This is a genomic window from Microbispora sp. H13382, assembly GCF_014161445.1.
Classification (GTDB): domain Bacteria; phylum Actinomycetota; class Actinomycetes; order Streptosporangiales; family Streptosporangiaceae; genus Microbispora.
On the sequence record NZ_JABBXA010000006.1, the window covers coordinates 174,744 to 190,168 of the forward strand.

Sequence of the window (15,425 nt, forward strand, 5' to 3'; positions counted from 1 at the left end):
AGATTCGGGCATCATGAATGAGGATCGCGAGTCCCCGTCACGCGTGCGCGTGGCAGTCGTCTTCGGCGGCCGCAACTCCGAGCACGCCGTATCCCTGATGGGCGCGGGCAGTGTGCTGGAGGTCATCGACCGGTCGAAGTACGAGGTCATCCCCATCGGCATCGCCCAGGACGGGCGGTGGGTGCTGGCGTCGAGCACCCAGTCCTACGCGATCGAGTCCGGCCGCCTGCCCGTCGTGGACGACTCCGGCACCGCGCTCGCGCTGCCGGGGGACTCCGGCACCCTCGTGGCCCTGGAACCCGGTGAGATCCCGCACGCGCTGGGGCGGGTCGACGTCGTGTTCCCCCTGCTGCACGGCCCGTACGGCGAGGACGGCACGATCCAGGGTCTGCTGGAGCTGGCCGGTGTCCGCTATGTGGGCTCCGGCGTGCTGGCCAGCGCGGTCGGCATGGACAAGGCCTACATGAAGCTCGTGCTGCACGCGGCCGGGCTGCCGGTCGGCCCGTTCGTGGTCGTACGCGACCGTGACTGGCGCCTCGACCGCGGCCGGGTGCTCAAGGAGATCGAGGAACTGGGCTGGCCGGTGTTCGTCAAGCCGTCCCGGGCCGGCTCGTCGCAGGGCATCTCCAAGGCGCACGATCCCGAGTCGCTGGAGGCGGCCATCGAGCTCGCCCGCGAGCACGACCCGAAGGTGCTGGTGGAGGCCGCCATCGTCGGCCGAGAGGTCGAGTGCGCGGTGCTGGAGTCGCTGGACGACGCCGCCCCCGAGGCGAGCGTCCCCGGTGAGGTGCTCGTGGAGGGCGGCCAGGAATTCTACGACTTCGAGGCCAAGTATCACCCCGGGCAGATGGCGCTCCAGGCGCCGGCCGACATTCCGGCCGAGGTGGCCGAGACGCTGCGCGCCATGGCCGTGCGCGCGTTCGAGGCGCTCGGCTGCGAGGGCCTGTCGCGGGTCGACTTCTTCTACACGCCGTCCGGCGAGCTGCTCGTCAACGAGATCAACACCATGCCCGGTTTCACGTCGACGTCGGTCGCGCCGCAGTTGTGGGCCGCCACCGGCCTGCCGTACGCCGGCCTGGTCGACCGGCTGATCCAGCTCGCGCTGCGCCGGCCCGCGGGCCTGCGGTAGTCACTCGGGGATGCTCGACTTGACCGGCCCGGCGAGGTCGACCAGCACGGCCCCGGGCTGGTGGCCCTTCCCGATCGTGACCTCGACGTACGCCACGCGGTTGGTGGACGTGAACAGCGTCGGCCGGCGCGGGTCCTGGAACCAGCCGACGCCGTTGATGTCGCCGACCTCCGCCGTCGGCTCCATCGCGGCAGGCCGGGGCACACCGCAGCGCAGGGCGATCTGGCCGTCGCCCCAGACCGCGACGTACGGCGAGGGGGGTTCGGAGGCGGTCCGGCCGAGGCCGTCGAGCGTCTTCGGCAGCGCCGCGTCGAGCGCGCGGCAGGCCGCGGCCGCCTCGCCGGTCGGCGTGGGCGGCTCCACGTGGACGGTGGACGAGCAGCCCGCGAGCAGGGCGAGCGCCGCCACGATCGCGACTCCCGGCGTCGTGCCCACGGGCCCCTTCGCCTTTCGCATCGTCTCCCCGGCTCGTGTACCGCTCAGATGTGGACGATCGGACACGTCAGTGTACGAGTGATGCCCTGCACGGCCTGGATCTGGGCCACCACGAGCTTGCCGAGCTCGTCCACGTTGTTGGCCTGGGCGCGGACGATGACGTCGTAGGGGCCGGTGACATCCTCGGCCTGTGTGACCCCGGGGATGGAGGAGATCTCCTCGGCCACGTTGGCGGCCCTGCCGACCTCGGTCTGGATAAGGATGTAGGCCTGCACCATGACGCCCTCCGGGTAGAGATCAGTGCCGGAGCGCAACCGTACCTCGAATGCACTAGGGGTGTGCCATCACAGTCGGAGATCTCGGCGAATTCGGAGTAATTCAGCGGATATCGGGACGCCTTCCGCGGACTGCGGCCGTACTGCTGGGCCCCGGCGACGACGCCGCGGTCCTCAAGGCCCCCGACGGGCGGGTTGTCGTGAGCACGGATCTACTGATCGAGGGCAGGCACTTCCGCCGCGACTGGTCGAGCGGGTACGACATCGGCCGTAAGGCCGCCGCACAGAACCTTTCCGACATCGTTGCCATGGGGGCCGATCCCACCGCGCTCGTGGTCGGTCTGGGGTTGCCCGCGGACGTCCCCGCCGACTGGCTGGACGCGCTGACCGACGGCTTCCGCGACGAGTGCGACCTGGTGGGGGCGACCGTGGCGGGGGGCGACATCGCCCGGTCGGAGACCGTCGTGCTCGGGGTGACCGCGCTCGGCGACCTCGGCGGCAGGTCGCCGGTGACGCGGTCGGGCGCGCGTCCCGGTGACGTGGTCGCGCTGGCGGGCCGCCTCGGATACGCCGCGGCCGGACTGGCCCTGCTCGGGGCGGGCGTGACCGGCGGCCCCCCGGAGTTCGCGGCTCTGCTGGAGGCGCACCGCCGTCCCCTGCCGCCGTACCCCTGCGGTCCGCGGGCCGCGCTGCTCGGCGCGACGGCGATGCTCGACGTCAGCGACGGCCTGCTGCAGGACCTCGGGCACGTCGCCGACGCGAGCGGCGTGGCCGTCGCGCTGGACGCCGCCGCCCTGCCCGTGCCGGAGACGCTGACCGCGGCGGCGCGCCACCTGGGCGCGGACCCGCTGGAGTGGGTGCTGACCGGCGGCGACGATCACGCGCTGGCCGCGACGTTCCCTCCGGAGGTACGGCTGCCGCCCGAGTGGACGCCTGTGGGAGTGGTCGACGAGGGCCGCGGGGTGCGGGTCGACGGACAGACCCGGGCCCGAGGGGGCTGGGACCACTTCCGTGGATGATGTGAAATTTGTGACATAGGCGTATTAGATCTGTTATTAAGTATGGCGGTCGGCAACAGGAAGGACCGTCATGGGCCGTCACACGGCAGGACGTAAGGCGCGAGAGGGACAGCCCTCCCCGGCTCAGGACGACCCTCCGGAGAGGGCCGCCGGCCCGGACCACGTGGCCTTCCGTCCTCCGGCGACGCCGACCGGCGCCCCGCCGACCTCTCCCGGGGCCGGCTATCCCGGGCCGCGGCCGAGCGGCGGGGACGCGCCGTGGCCGGTGCCGCCCTCGGACACGTCGTCGGCTGATGTGCCGTGGCCCGCGCCGCCCTCGGACACGTCCGCGAACGGTGTGCCGTGGCCGGTGCCGCCCTCGGACACGTCGTCGGCTGATGTGCCGTGGCCCGCGCCGCCCTCGGAGGCGACGACCCGGATGTTCGCCGCCCTGTCGCCCGAGAGGCTGGAGTCCGAGAGCCAGGCGTCGCCTGAGCGTCTGGTGACCTCCGAGCGTTTGGTGACCTCCGGGGGCGCCGGGGACCGGAGCCGTCCCGGGCAGGGCCGGGACGACCTCACGAAGCAGCCGAGACGTATGCGAAGGCTGGCGCTCGTATCGGGGCTGTCCGTGCTGCTGGCCGTGGGCGTCACAGCCGGCGGCGCACGGCTGATCGCCGGGCGGACCTCCCTGACCATGGAGCAGCCGACGACGGCCTGCCCGATTTCGGAGAACTGCGCCGCGGCGGGCGGGCCGTACGCGGCGCCCGGCTCCGGCCAGGCCCTCGGCGAGACGCCGGCCCCGGGCGAGCCGACCGGCGACCCCGTCCAGAACGGCCAGGATGACCCCGGCAGCACCGGTGCCGGACAGGACGAGGGCCGGAACACCGGGAAGAACGACACCGGCAAGGACACAGGGGAGGACACAGGGGAGGACACAGCGCAGGGCGGTTCGGCGGATCCGCAGGCCACACCGGTCTCCGCGGCGACCTCCGCAGGCCCGGATCGCGACCACGCGTCCGCCCGTACGCGCACCCCGTCCACCGCCGCTCCACGCGCCTCGTCCCAGGCGTCTCCACGGGTGGGCGGTGCTCCCGCCGCCGTCACGGCCGCGGGCGACGGCGCGGCGGCCACCGTGCCCGGTGCCGAGGCCGCGCATGGCGGGACCGGGCCCGGCGACAGCGGGACCGGCGAGGACACGGCGGGCACGGACACGGCGGGCACGGACACGGCGCAGACCGAGTCCGCCCTCGACGGCGACGGTGCGGCGGTGCGGGTGCGCTTCACGGTGACAGACCGTGACGAGAGCGGATACACGGCGCGGCTCGCCGTACGCAACGAGGGGCCTGCCCTGCCCGCCTGGACCATCCGGCTGGCCGTGGGCGGGCAGGTGACGGCGGTCGAAGGGGCTGACTGGGAGCAGCGGGGAGACACCCTGACCCTGAGCTCGCAGACCGCGCTGGGTGAGCGCGGCGCGCTGACGCTGACCATCCACGCCGACGGCGCGTCCGCCGCACCCGCCGACTGCGTGCTCTCCGAGGGCCGGTGCGAGGTGACCGGGCCCGGTTCCTCCCGGCACCGCGGCTGAGCCGTCCCGACCGGGTCCGCCCGGCCGGGGGGCGTGGCGCTGGGCGGGCTGCTGGCCTGCCGTCATCCGCCTCTCCGGCTGGGTGCGGCATGGGGCGGCGCGGCCGTGCGGCTGACCTGCCGGTCTCCGGGCCGTTCGGCCGTGCGGGGGCGGCGCCGGCCGGTCCACGCGGCCCGTCCACGATGGGGGCGTTTTCGGGGGAGGGGCGGGTGTTTTGGTTGGATTGGCCCATGACCACCCCACCACGTGTCCTGACCATCGCGGGCTCGGACTCCGGCGGCGGCGCCGGCATCCAGGCCGATTTGAAGACCATGCTGGCTCTCGGCGTGCACGGCATGAGCGTCATCGCGGCCGTGACTGCGCAGAACTCACTGGGCGTGCAGGGCTACTGGGAACTGCCCCCCGAGGCGGTGCGGGCGCAGCTCGACTCGGTCCTCGGCGACATCGGAGCCCAGGCGATCAAGACGGGCATGCTGGCGTCGTCCGTGCTGGTGGAGACCGTCGCGGAGGCGCTCGCGGGCGTGACCGCGCCCGTCGTGGTGGACCCGGTCGGCGTCTCCAAGCACGGCGACAGCCTGCTCGCGCCGGACGCCGTGGAGACCGTCAAGCGCGCGCTGCTGCCGGTCGCGACCGTGGTCACGCCCAATCTGTGGGAGGTCGAGCAGCTCACGGGAGTCAAGGTCGAGCACGAGGACGACCTGCCCCGCGCCGCCGAGGCCGTGCTGGCGCTCGGCCCGAAGTGGGCGCTGATCAAGGGCGGCCACCTCCCCGGTGCGCCCGTGGACCTGCTCACCGACGGGTCGAGCGAGCACCGCTTCACCGCCGAGCGGCACGACAACCGGCACACCCACGGCACCGGCTGCACGCTCGCCTCCGCGATCGCGTCGTACCTCGCCCTCGGCGAGGACGTGCCCGGAGCCGTACGGCGGGCCAAGGAGTACGTGACAGGCGCGATCGCGCACGGCTTCCCGCTGGGCGCGGGCATCGGTCCCGTGGACCACGGCTGGCGGATGCGGGCGGACGCCTGACGCGACCCCGCGCCGCCCTTCGCGAACCGCGGCGCGGCGGCCGGCCGGCCCGGGAACCGGGCAAGCCGCTGGGCCCGCCGTCCCGGCGGCCGGCCGGTGTCACAACATGCGGGCCAGCGGATCGTCGGCGAGACGGCGCAGGAGGGCCGCCGCCTCGGCGGCCGACGCGGCATGGGCCTCTTGCCGCGTCCCGGACTCCACCGCCGCCGCGAGGGCGTGCAACTCGGGCGAGGGCAGGAGGGTGCCGGCCAGGTCCCGCAACCGCAACGTGACCGGCCGGTCCGGGTCGGCCCCGGCGATCAGGAGCGGAATCCGCCAGCCGGTTGGTGCCGCGCTGTCGCCGGCCGGGCCCGCGGCCCTGGAGTCCAGCCGGACCGGGGCCGTGGCGAGATCGGCCCTGCGCGTCTCCAGGGCGCCTCGGACCTCCAGCACGGTCCCGGTAAGGCGGGCGGCGGACCGGAAGGCCCGCAGCAGCAGGATCGCGAGCATCCCGGTCAGGACGGCCGCGACCAGGCAGAAGGCGCCCTGGACAAGGACATGCAGCTGGCCGAACTCATGTGGCAGGTCATCCGCTGCCGCCGCGGCCGGGCCGAAGAAGATCCACGCCGCTACGGTGAGGAGCACGAGGGAGGCCAGGCTGACGATCACGGCCGTGGTCTTCTGGCCGGGGGATGCGCCCACGCTGAGGGGGATGGTCACCCGTTCCACGGTAGGCGTCGCACCGGACGCGCGAGAGCCCGCCACCGGAACCGGTGACGGGCTCTCGCGAGAGTCAGACGGTCAGCGCGTGACCTTGCCCGCCTTGATGCAGGAGGTGCAGACGTTCATCCGCTTCGGCGTCCCGTTGACCACCGCGCGCACGGTCTGGATGTTGGGGTTCCAGCGGCGGCGGGTGCGGCGGTGCGAGTGGGAGATGTTGTTGCCGAAAATCGGCTTCTTGGCGCAGACGTCGCAGACGGAAGCCACGGTAATCGCTCCTTTGAATCAGTCGATCGGCCCGGCGCCGGTGCAGCGGCTCGTCCGAGCAATGCCGGGACAACCGGCTGGCCACACGAGGATATCCGATGTTCGCCGGTGCACGCCAAACGGGACTCCGGCGGACGGGGATAGTCTCGTACCCGCCAACGGTAGCGCATCGAGGGGCTGGAGCGCGGAAGGAAGGGCGGCCGGATGCTCAAGGAGCTCGATCCCCCCGCGGTGCGCCGCTGGTCGCGCCACTGCGCGGCGGCCCTCGGCCGGGCCAGGGCGGAGATCGACGCGCTCAACGTGTTCCCCGTGCCGGACGGGGACACCGGAACGAACCTGCACCTCACGATCCTGTCGGCGGCCGAGGCGGTGGACGCGCTGCCCGGCGACGCGGACGCGGGCGCCACGTGGGAGGCCCTGACACGCGGCGCCCTGCTCGGCGCGCGGGGCAACTCCGGTGTGATCGTCAGCCAGGCGCTGAGAGGCATGGGCGAGGTGCTCGGGCACGCGCCGGGAGGCGGCGCCGACCTGCGTGACGGCCTGACGAGGGCGGCCGAGATGGCCAGGGCGGCGGTGGTCCGGCCCGTGGAGGGCACGGTGCTGAGCGTGCTGTCCGCCGCGGCGCACGCCGTACGCGACACGCCCGACGACCTGGCCGAGGTGGCCCGCCGGGCGGCGGACGAGGCGCGGCGGGCCCTGCGCCGCACGACGGAGCAGTTGGACGCGCTGTCCCGCAACGGCGTGGTGGACGCGGGCGCGGCCGGCCTGGTGATCATGCTGGAGAGCCTGTCCGAGGTGGTGGCCGAGGCGTACAGCGAGCGGCACGAGGTGCCCGCGCCGGCCGCGCGGATCACGCCGGAGGAACTCGGACGGCAGGACGCGGGCGGCCCCGGATACGAGGTCATGTACCTCCTGGACGCGGGCGAGGTGGACCGGCTGAGGGACGAGCTCGACGCGCTCGGGGACAGCCTGGTGATCGTCGGCGGGGAGGGCCTGTGGAACGTCCACGTCCACGTGGACGACGCGGGCGCGGCGATCGAGGCCGGGCTGCGGGCCGGTCGCCCGTACCGGATCAAGGTGACCTACCTCGGGGGACGGCCGCACGAGCCGCGCCCGGTGAGAGGCGTGGTCGCGGTCGCCGCCGGGGACGGCCTGACGGCGCTGTTCCGGGAGGCGGGAGCGGTGGTGGTGCGGCGTGAGCCGGGCTCGGCCCCGACGGCGGCGGCCCTGCTGCGGGCCGTCCGCGAGGCCGGGACCGAGGTGGCGGTGCTGCCCAACGACGCCGCCGTGTACGACGTCGCCGTGGCCGCCGCGGAGATCGCCAGGGAGGAGGGCGTGACGGTGAGCGTCCTGCCCACTCGGGCGTCGGTGCAGGGCCTGGCCGCGCTGGCCGTGCACGACCCGCTGCGCCGCTTCGACGACGACATCGTGGCGATGACCGACGCCGCCGGGCACACCCGCCACGGCCACGTGTGGGTCGCCGACCGTGCGGCGATGACCAGCGTCGGACTGTGCCGGATCGGCGACGTGCTCGGGGTGGTGGACGGCGAGGTCGCGCTGATCGGCGCGGACCTGGCCGCGACCGCGGTCGAGGTCGTCCGGCGCCTGGTCTCCGGCGGCAGCGAGATGGTCACGCTCGTCACCGGCGCCGGCGCGCCCGAGGCGCTCCTCCACGCCGTACGCGACCATCTGGAGCGCGTCCGCCCGGACCTGGAGATCGTCGTGTACGAGGGCGGGCAGGGCGGCTATCCCCTCCTGATCGGCGTCGAGTAGCCGGATTGTCAGCCGGTACGGGTAGAAACTGGTGACGTGACGAGCTTCGACGAGCCGCTCAAGAAGGTGGTCGGCAGGTCGGCCGCCCCGCTGGAGAGCGCGCTGGGCATCAGCACGGTCGGTGAACTGCTGCGCCACTACCCGCGGCGGTACGCGCAGCGCGGGGAGCTGACGCCCATCGCGTCGCTGGAGCACGACGAGCACGTCACCGTGGTCGCGAAGGTGTCGTCCGCCGTGCGCAGGCCGATGAAGAACCGGCAGGGCACCTGGCTCGACATCGAGGTGACCGACGGCAAGGAGAAGCTGCACCTGGCCTTCTTCGGCAAGGGCGCCTACGTCGCCGAGCAGCGGCTCACTCCCGGCACCGAGGCGATGTTCTCCGGCAAGGTCGGCGTCTTCGTCGGCGGGAGGACCAGGCGCGTCTCGCTCACCCATCCCGAGTACGAGTCGTTCGACGAGACGGAGGAGACGGCCGAGGAGTTCGCCTCCGCGCTGGTGCCGATCTACCCTTCGGCCCAGGGGCTGCCGAGCTGGAAGATCCGCCGTGCCGTGCGCACGGTGCTCGACGTGCTCAGCCTGGACGACCCGGTGCCCGCCGAGATACGGGAGCGCCTGGGGCTGCTGCCGATCGAGGAGGCGCTGCGGCGCGTCCACCGGCCCCGCGGCCAGGCCGACGTCACGCGGTCGCACGACCGGCTGAAGTTCGACGAGGCGTTCGTCCTGCAGGCCGTCCTGGTGCGGCGGCGCATGGCCGCGTCCGCCTGGCTCGCCAGGGCCCGCCCCGGGCGCGACGACGGGCTGCTGCACGACTTCGACGAGCGGCTGCCGTTCCAGCTCACCGAGGGGCAGCGGCAGGTCGGCGAGGAGATCGCCGCGGACCTCGCCCGCGAGCATCCCATGCACCGGCTCCTGCAGGGCGAGGTCGGCGCGGGCAAGACCGTGGTCGCGCTGCGCGCGATGCTCCAGGTGGTCGACTCCGGCGGCCAGGCAGTGCTGCTCGCGCCCACCGAGGTCCTCGCCCAGCAGCACCACCGGTCGATCGTGAACATGCTCGGCGATCTCGCGACCGGCGGGATGTTCGGCGGGACGGCGGTCGCGCTGCTCACCGGCTCGATGGGGGCCGCCGCCCGGCGCGGCGCGCTGCTCGACGCGGCCTCCGGCGCGGCCGGCATCGTGATCGGCACCCACGCCGTGCTGCAGGAGCACGTCCAGTTCGCCGACCTCGGGCTGGTCGTCGTGGACGAGCAGCACAGGTTCGGCGTCGAGCAGCGCGACGCCCTGCGCGAGAAGGGCGGCGGCGGCCGTCCCCACGTGCTCGTCATGACGGCGACGCCGATCCCGCGCACGGTCGCGATGACCGTGTTCGGCGACCTGGAGGTGTCCACGCTGTCGCAGCTCCCTTCGGGCCGGGCCCCGATCACCACCCACGTGGTGCCCGCCGCGGACAAGCCCCACTTCCTCGACCGCGCCTGGCAGCGGGTCCGCGAGGAGGTCGGCCTGGGCCGCCAGGCGTACGTGGTGTGCCCGCGCATCGGCGACCAGGAGGGCGACGAGGGCGACCTGGCGAAGGACGACGACGAGCGCAGGCCGCCCCTGGCGGTGCTCGACGTCGCGCGCATGCTCGCGGAGGGGCCGCTGGCCGGCCTGCGGGTGGAGGCGCTGCACGGCAAGCTCGCGCCCGAGGACAAGGACGCGGTGATGCGCGCCTTCGCCCGGGGTGAGATCGACGTCCTGGTCGCGACCACGGTCATCGAGGTCGGCGTCGACGTCCCCAACTCGTCGGCGATGGTCATCATGGACGCCGACCGCTTCGGCGTCTCCCAGCTCCACCAGTTGCGCGGCCGGGTGGGCCGGGGCGGCCTGCCCGGGCTGTGCCTGCTCGTGAGCGAGGCGCAGGAGGGCACCCAGGCGCGCCGCAGGCTGGAGGCGGTGGCGGCGACCCTCGACGGCTTCGAGCTGTCCCGTGTCGACCTGGAGCAGCGCCGGGAGGGCGACGTGCTCGGCGCCGCCCAGTCGGGGCGCAGGTCGTCGCTCAAGCTGCTGCAGCTCCTGCGTGACGAGGACGTGATCGAGACGGCCCGGACCGAGGCGACCTCCCTGTTGTCCGCCGATCCCGGGCTGTCGGCCCACGCGGCCCTGCGTGCCGAGATCGACACCATGGTCGCCGACGAACGCGCCGAGTTCCTCGAGAAGGCGTGACCGCCATCCCCGCCGCGGCACGCTGCGGGTTCGGGCGAGGGCGCCGCGACATGCGACGGGGGCGGGAAAGTGAAACGGGCGCCGTGTGAACACGACGCCCGTTAAGGACCCAGGGCCCAGCCTTGGGACGGCCTCCCCCCGAATGCCGTCCCTGGCCGGGCCCACCCTCGGGTCAGGTGCCGAGGGCGCCGGCGTGCGGAAGGGCTCACGACCACGCCGGCCGGCCTTCCCCTGGGTCACCGTGAAGGCCGCAGAACTCATGATGCTCATGTGACGGAGCGCGGGATACGGCTCTTACTCATTCGTCGCCGCCGCTTGCCCACTCTTGACCTGGTCGATCTTTCCGCCCCTTCGCCCGCCGTGCCGGGAAGGCCGTCGCGGGCGGGACAATGGTGACGTGACGCGGGTGATCGCAGGGACGGCGGGGGGACGCAGGCTCGCCGTACCGCCGGGGAGATCGACCAGGCCGACGAGCGACCGCACCCGGGAGGGCCTGTTCGCCACCGTGGGCTCCACGCTCGGCACGCTCGACGGGGCCCGGGTCCTCGACCTGTACGCCGGGTCGGGCGCCGTGGGGCTGGAGGCGCTGAGCAGAGGGGCCGCCCACGCGCTGCTGGTCGAGTCGGACGCCAGGGCCGCACGCACGATCAGGGAGAACATCGCGTCGCTCGGGCTGCCGGGGGCGTCCCTGCGGGCCGAGAAGGTCGAGCGGGTGGTGGGCCGTCCGTGCGAGGAGCCGTACGACTTCGTCTTCGCCGACCCGCCCTACGCGGTCTCCGACGAGGCGGTCTCCCGGGTCCTGACGGCGCTGCGCGACAACGGCTGGCTGGCGGAGGGCGCACTCGTGGCCGTGGAGCGGGAGTCGAGGGGTAAGGACCTGGTGTGGCCCGAGGGCTTCACGGAAGACAGGGTCCGTCGGTACGGCGAAGCGGCCGTTTGGTACGGTCGCGCAGCCGGGAACCCGTAAATCTTGGGGGTGCGCCTTGCGTCGCGTCGTCTGCCCGGGATCGTTCGATCCCGTGACCAACGGACATCTGGACATCATCGGCCGGACATCACGGTTGTACGACGAGGTCGTCGTGGCCGTGCTCATCAACATCGAGAAGCACAGCCTTTTCACCATCGACGAACGCATCGAGATGCTCCAGGCGGTGACGAAGGAGTACGGCAACGTCCGCGTGGAGAAGTTCCACGGTCTGCTGGTCGACTTCTGCCGGCAGCAGGGCATCCCGTCCATCGTGAAGGGCCTGCGCGCGGTGAGCGACTTCGACTACGAGTTGCAGATGGCCCAGCTCAACTATCGGATGTCGGGTGTGGAGACCTTGTTCATGTCCACCAATCCGGAGTACTCGTTCCTGTCGTCCAGCAGGCTCAAGGAGATCGCGCGCTACGGCGGGGACGTCTCCGGCCTGGTCCCGGACCTTGTCCACCAGCTGCTCGTGGAGCGGCTCAGAGGCTGAACGAGGGCTGGTATTCTTGCTTTTCAGCCTTGCACGACGGCGGTGATTCGCCATGCCTAACGAGAGCAGGATGAGTCTGCACAGCCTCGATCCCCGAGCCCCATGGGTGATCTCCACCCACGACCTGGGACGTCGACCGGGATCGATGCGCACGCTCAGCCCGGTCCTCCCGGCACCGGCGGATCTCGCGGTCGGAATGATCGGCGTTCCCAAGGACGCCGACGTCGAGCTGGACATCCGGCTCGAAGCGGTGATGGAGGGCGTGCTCGTGACGGGCACGGCGCATGCTCCCCTGATGGGGGAGTGCTCGCGCTGCCTGGACCCGTTGACCTCGGAGATCGAGGTCGACTTCCAGGAGCTCTACTTCTACTCGGCGGAGGACGCCGGAGAGGACGATCTGCTCCTCGACGGCGAACTGCTCGATCTCGAGCCGGTTTTCCGTGACGCGGTGGTGCTCGCACTGCCGCTGAGCCCGGTGTGCGGTGAGGACTGCCCCGGTCTCTGTGCGGAGTGCGGGATCAGGCTGGCGGAAGCCGGCCCGGACCACCGGCACGAAGCGGTCGACGCCCGCTGGGCGGCGCTGCAGGGTTTGGTTGTGGAACAGGAAGACGATCAGGAGGGTTGACGTGGCCGTCCCCAAGCGGAAGATGTCGCGGAGCAACACCCGCGCCCGCAGGTCCCAGTGGAAGGCGGCGGCGGTCGCACTCGTGAGCTGCCCGCAGTGCCGCTCGCCCAAGCGCCCGCACGTGGCGTGCCCGACCTGCGGCACCTACAACCGCCGTCAGGTCGTCGAGCCGTCGGCCTGATCGCGCGTTAGGCGGACATCGGGACGCCGGCCGGATCGTCAAGGCGATCCGGTCGGCGTTACCGTGCTTCACAGGAACGTGCGGTGGCGGTTGGACGGTACGCACCCACATGCACGCCCGCGGCCGTGGTGGACGCCGGGGCCATCGGCTCCCGGCGGACCGGCGTCCACCACGCCTTCGGGCCTTCGGCCGGTCCACCTGCCTCCCGTGCACGGCCCTGCCTGCACATAGGAGTTGGGAGGATTTCATGGCCGCGCCGTCTGTAAAACCCGTCCCCGTCGAGGTCGCCAGGGACGAGCTTTTCCAGGTGCTGAACGTCAGGCTCAGCACCGGCATCCTGGAGCGGGCGCTGACGCACCGCTCGTACGCGTACGAGAACGGCGGGCTGCCGACGAACGAGCGCCTGGAGTTCCTGGGCGACTCGGTGCTGGGTCTCGTGGTGACGGACACGCTGTTCCGCAACCACCCGGACCTGCCGGAGGGCCAGCTCGCCAAGCTGCGCGCCGCCGTGGTCAACATGCGGGCCCTCGCGGACGTCGCCAGGACGCTGGACCTCGGCAAATACCTGCGGCTGGGCCGCGGCGAGGAAGGCACGGGCGGGCGCGACAAGTCGTCGATCCTGGCCGACACGCTGGAGGCCCTGATCGGCACGGTGTACGTCGACAAGGGCCTCGACGAGGCGTTCCGCGTCGTCCACCTGCTGTTCGACCCGCTCATCACGCGGTCGGCGTCGCTCGGCGCCGGGCTCGACTGGAAGACGTCCCTGCAGGAGCTCACCGCCGCCGAGATGCTCGGCGTGCCCGAGTATCACGTGGACGAGAGCGGGCCCGACCACGCCAAGTCGTTCTCCGCCACGGTGCGCGTGGGCGGCAAGGAGTACGGCAAGGGTTCCGGGCGCAGCAAGAAGGAGGCCGAGCAGCAGGCGGCCGAGGCGGCCTGGACCGCGATCCGCGCGCTGCGCGACGCCCGCGAGGGCGCCGGCCCCGTACGCGCCTGAGCCCGGGGGACGGCGCATGCCCGAACTGCCCGAGGTCGAGGTCGTCCGCAGGGGCCTGGAGAGCTGGGTCGCCGGCCGGACCGTGGCCGCGGCCGAGGTCCTGCACCCCCGGGCGGTCCGCCGCAACGTGGGCGACCTGCCCGCCCAGCTCAAGGACCGCACGCTGGCGTCGGCCGAGCGGCGCGGCAAGTACCTGTGGCTGCCCCTGCGGAACGGCGACCAGGAGGAGGCGGAAGAGGCACTGATCGCCCACCTCGGCATGAGCGGCCAGCTGCTCGTCGTCGACCCGCTGTCGCCGGTGGAGAAGCACCTGCGCGTGCGCATGGGCTTCACCGACGGCGGCCTGGAGTTACGGTTCGTCGACCAGCGGACCTTCGGGCACCTCCTGGTGGCGCCCATGGCCGCCGGGCGGGGCCGGCCGGTGCCCGAGCCGATCGCGCACATCGCCGCCGACCCGCTGGAGGACGCCTTCGACGACGAGGAGTTCGCCGTGCGGCTGCGGCTTCGCCGTACGGGGATCAAGCGGGCGCTGCTCGACCAGTCGCTGATCAGCGGGGTGGGCAACATCTACGCGGACGAGGCGCTGTGGCGGGCGCGCCTGCACTGGGCCCGGCCGACCGAGACGCTGACCCGGCCGAAGATCGCCGAACTGCTCGCGGCGGTCCGCGCGGTCATGACCGAGGCGCTCGGGCAGGGCGGCACCTCCTTCGACAGCCTGTACGTGAACGTGAACGGCGAGAGCGGCTACTTCGACCGCTCGCTCGCGGTGTACGGCAGGCGGGACGAGCCCTGCCGCCGCTGCGGGACGCCGATCCGGCGGGAGGCGTTCATGAACCGGTCCTCCTACAGCTGCCCGAAGTGCCAGCCCCGTCCGAGGAACGCCCGCCCGTAGGGACCCCCGCCTGTGGCGGCCGGAGTCGATCTGGATACTTGTAGGCGTGGTTCGGTTGACGGCATGGATCCGGGGACGGGTGCAGGGCGTGGGATTCCGGTGGTGGACCCGGGCCCGCGCGCTGGAGCTCGGACTCGTCGGGTGGGCCTCGAACCTGGCCGACGGGAGGGTCGAGGTCGTCGCCGAGGGCCCGAGGGAGTCCTGCGAGAGGCTCCTGGCGTTGTTACGCACCGGTGACACGCCCGGCCACGTTGAGGGGGTGGTCGAGCGCTGGAGCGACGCGAAGAGAGGTATCGCCGGGTTTGTCGAGAGGTAGGGCTTCCCTCAAACCCCTCAAATCCGGTATATTTATCTAGCGAGAGTGTCCACCGGCAAGTCATCGCGGAGCGTTCAACTTGACCGTCTCCAATGCCGGTGCGACTCTTGAGAGGAACCACGCGCACCCCTCCCGCGGCATGAAGTGCGCGAACCAGTCTGGTCACTCAGCGTGGAGGACCCTTTACTATGGCGAAGGCTCTACTCGGCCACGTCGGCGGTCCTGACCCTCGAATGATCTCGGAAATGCGCCGCCTCCAGCAGCGCATCCGCGACCTCGAGGCAGAACTCAACCGGCTCCAGGCCCAGAACGACGCGCTCGAGGCGCAAACTCGTGATGAGGCCCTGGTCCGGCTGCAGGATCGCGAGCCGGCTCTCACCTGAGGTCCGGCAGGAACGGGAAGGATTGTAGGGACGCCCCGCAAAGGCGTCCCTTGCCATTTCCGCCGCCGTTCCCCGGCAATTGATTCGGCGGCTTATCGATCATAGAGAGTTGGGCGAACCGCCCCGCTTGTCGTTTACGGCCTTCCCCTCACGAGCGTGCCGCCGGTGCCTATCCCGGGTGCC

The 15,425-nt window shown here is 72.4% G+C and carries 19 protein-coding genes; 14 read left to right on the top strand and 5 right to left on the bottom strand.

Going from position 1 to position 15,425, the window contains the following annotated elements:
* Window positions 1-13: 13 nt before the first annotated feature.
* Entirely contained in the window at window positions 14-1,129 is a 1,116-nt protein-coding gene (locus HHX41_RS14820; protein ID WP_169984190.1) for a D-alanine--D-alanine ligase family protein, read from the top strand.
* Here HHX41_RS14820 and HHX41_RS14825 read toward each other — a convergent pair whose 3' ends face one another.
* Together HHX41_RS14825 and HHX41_RS14830 are read right to left on the bottom strand one after the other, a co-directional pair.
* The gene (locus tag HHX41_RS14825) at window positions 1,130-1,585 is read right to left on the bottom strand and encodes a DUF3515 domain-containing protein (protein WP_169984189.1); all 456 of its coding nucleotides are present in this window, start codon (window positions 1,583-1,585) and stop codon (window positions 1,130-1,132) included.
* Window positions 1,586-1,608: 23 nt separating this feature from the next.
* Complete coding sequence (locus HHX41_RS14830; RefSeq protein WP_169984188.1) at window positions 1,609-1,842, bottom strand: Lrp/AsnC family transcriptional regulator; 234 nt, start codon at window positions 1,840-1,842, stop codon at window positions 1,609-1,611.
* A gap of 65 nt (window positions 1,843-1,907) precedes the next feature.
* On the opposite strand from HHX41_RS14830, the gene HHX41_RS14835 reads away from it, so the two are divergent.
* Window positions 1,908-2,858 carry a thiamine-phosphate kinase gene (locus HHX41_RS14835; protein ID WP_182906567.1) on the top strand — a complete coding sequence of 317 codons (951 nt, stop codon included), beginning with the start codon at window positions 1,908-1,910 and terminating at the stop codon, window positions 2,856-2,858.
* A gap of 222 nt (window positions 2,859-3,080) precedes the next feature.
* On the opposite strand, the gene HHX41_RS14840 is transcribed toward HHX41_RS14835, so the two are convergent.
* Entirely contained in the window at window positions 3,081-3,416 is a 336-nt protein-coding gene (locus HHX41_RS14840) for a hypothetical protein (protein WP_182906429.1), read from the bottom strand.
* A gap of 16 nt (window positions 3,417-3,432) precedes the next feature.
* On the opposite strand from HHX41_RS14840, the gene HHX41_RS14845 reads away from it, so the two are divergent.
* Both HHX41_RS14845 and thiD read left to right on the top strand, forming a co-directional pair.
* A complete protein-coding gene (locus tag HHX41_RS14845; protein WP_182906430.1) occupies window positions 3,433-4,422 on the top strand; it encodes a hypothetical protein in 990 nt (329 codons plus the stop codon).
* A gap of 230 nt (window positions 4,423-4,652) precedes the next feature.
* A complete protein-coding gene (gene thiD / locus HHX41_RS14850) occupies window positions 4,653-5,450 on the top strand; it encodes a bifunctional hydroxymethylpyrimidine kinase/phosphomethylpyrimidine kinase (protein WP_182906431.1) in 798 nt (265 codons plus the stop codon).
* Window positions 5,451-5,549: 99 nt separating this feature from the next.
* Here the strand turns inward: thiD and HHX41_RS14855 are convergent, their stop codons facing one another.
* Together HHX41_RS14855 and rpmB are read right to left on the bottom strand one after the other, a co-directional pair.
* The gene (locus HHX41_RS14855) at window positions 5,550-6,149 is read right to left on the bottom strand and encodes a hypothetical protein (protein ID WP_182906432.1); all 600 of its coding nucleotides are present in this window, start codon (window positions 6,147-6,149) and stop codon (window positions 5,550-5,552) included.
* 81 nt (window positions 6,150-6,230) lie between these two features.
* Window positions 6,231-6,416: a 50S ribosomal protein L28 gene (gene rpmB / locus HHX41_RS14860; RefSeq protein ID WP_030506042.1), complete on the bottom strand. Its 186-nt coding sequence runs from the start codon at window positions 6,414-6,416 to the stop codon at window positions 6,231-6,233.
* Window positions 6,417-6,620: 204 nt separating this feature from the next.
* Between rpmB and HHX41_RS14865 the strand changes: the two genes are divergently transcribed.
* The 10 genes from HHX41_RS14865 to HHX41_RS14910 all read left to right on the top strand — a co-directional run bounded on the left by HHX41_RS14865 (window position 6,621) and on the right by HHX41_RS14910 (window position 15,242).
* Window positions 6,621-8,189, top strand: a complete 1,569-nt coding sequence (locus HHX41_RS14865) for a DAK2 domain-containing protein (protein ID WP_169984184.1) — start codon at window positions 6,621-6,623, stop codon at window positions 8,187-8,189.
* A 36-nt stretch (window positions 8,190-8,225) separates the two neighbouring features.
* Window positions 8,226-10,388: an ATP-dependent DNA helicase RecG gene (gene recG / locus HHX41_RS14870; protein WP_182906433.1), complete on the top strand. Its 2,163-nt coding sequence runs from the start codon at window positions 8,226-8,228 to the stop codon at window positions 10,386-10,388.
* A 397-nt stretch (window positions 10,389-10,785) separates the two neighbouring features.
* On the top strand, window positions 10,786-11,355 hold the full coding sequence (gene rsmD / locus HHX41_RS14875; RefSeq protein WP_182906434.1) for a 16S rRNA (guanine(966)-N(2))-methyltransferase RsmD: 570 nt from the start codon (window positions 10,786-10,788) through the stop codon (window positions 11,353-11,355).
* A 16-nt stretch (window positions 11,356-11,371) separates the two neighbouring features.
* Window positions 11,372-11,848 carry a pantetheine-phosphate adenylyltransferase gene (gene coaD, locus HHX41_RS14880; RefSeq protein WP_182906435.1) on the top strand — a complete coding sequence of 159 codons (477 nt, stop codon included), beginning with the start codon at window positions 11,372-11,374 and terminating at the stop codon, window positions 11,846-11,848.
* Between the two features lie 70 nt (window positions 11,849-11,918).
* The gene (locus tag HHX41_RS14885; RefSeq protein WP_182906436.1) at window positions 11,919-12,473 is read left to right on the top strand and encodes a DUF177 domain-containing protein; all 555 of its coding nucleotides are present in this window, start codon (window positions 11,919-11,921) and stop codon (window positions 12,471-12,473) included.
* Between the two features lies 1 nt (window position 12,474).
* Window positions 12,475-12,654, top strand: coding sequence for a 50S ribosomal protein L32 (gene rpmF, locus HHX41_RS14890; protein ID WP_030506036.1), 180 nt, complete (start codon window positions 12,475-12,477; stop codon window positions 12,652-12,654).
* Between the two features lie 247 nt (window positions 12,655-12,901).
* Window positions 12,902-13,651: a ribonuclease III gene (rnc, locus tag HHX41_RS14895; RefSeq protein WP_169984179.1), complete on the top strand. Its 750-nt coding sequence runs from the start codon at window positions 12,902-12,904 to the stop codon at window positions 13,649-13,651.
* A 16-nt stretch (window positions 13,652-13,667) separates the two neighbouring features.
* Entirely contained in the window at window positions 13,668-14,543 is an 876-nt protein-coding gene (gene mutM / locus HHX41_RS14900; RefSeq protein ID WP_182906437.1) for a bifunctional DNA-formamidopyrimidine glycosylase/DNA-(apurinic or apyrimidinic site) lyase, read from the top strand.
* Between the two features lie 46 nt (window positions 14,544-14,589).
* Window positions 14,590-14,859, top strand: a complete 270-nt coding sequence (locus HHX41_RS14905) for an acylphosphatase (protein WP_169984177.1) — start codon at window positions 14,590-14,592, stop codon at window positions 14,857-14,859.
* 188 nt (window positions 14,860-15,047) lie between these two features.
* Window positions 15,048-15,242 (top strand): hypothetical protein, encoded by a 195-nt coding sequence (locus HHX41_RS14910; protein ID WP_142571989.1) that lies wholly within the window; start codon window positions 15,048-15,050, stop codon window positions 15,240-15,242.
* Window positions 15,243-15,425 lie beyond the last annotated feature (183 nt).